The organism is Enterococcus sp. GPZ-007, from assembly GCF_059374735.1.
On the sequence record NZ_JCAFYN010000115.1, the window covers coordinates 1 to 553 of the forward strand.

1 protein-coding gene is annotated in these 553 nt (G+C 52.3%); it reads left to right on the forward strand.

Going from position 1 to position 553, the window contains the following annotated elements:
* Positions 1 to 553 (forward strand): hypothetical protein (locus AC4J95_RS21125; protein WP_494551552.1); only part of this gene is annotated, 553 nt, incomplete at both ends.

A 553-nucleotide genomic window follows, 5' to 3' on the forward strand; every position in this document is an offset into this window, starting at 1 on the left:
TAGCGACTCGGACTCAGACAGCGATAGCGACTCCGACAGCGACAGCGATTCGGATTCAGATAGCGACAGCGATTCAGACTCAGACAGCGATAGCGATTCGGACTCAGATAGCGACAGCGATTCGGATTCAGACAGCGATAGCGACTCGGACTCAGACAGCGATAGCGATTCGGACTCAGATAGCGATAGCGATTCGGACTCAGATAGCGATAGCGATTCGGACTCAGATAGCGATAGCGATTCGGACTCAGATAGCGATAGCGATTCGGACTCAGATAGCGATAGCGATTCCGACTCAGATAGCGACAGCGACTCAGATTCAGACAGCGATAGCGATTCGGACTCAGATAGCGATAGCGACTCCGATCCAGACAGCGATAGCGATTCAGACTCAGATAGCGATAGCGACTCGGATTCAGATAGCGACAGCGATTCGGATTCAGACAGCGATAGCGACTCGGATTCAGATAGCGACAGCGATTCGGACTCAGATAGCGATAGCGACTCGGATTCAGATAGCGACAGCGACTCGGATTCAGATAGCGATAGCGAT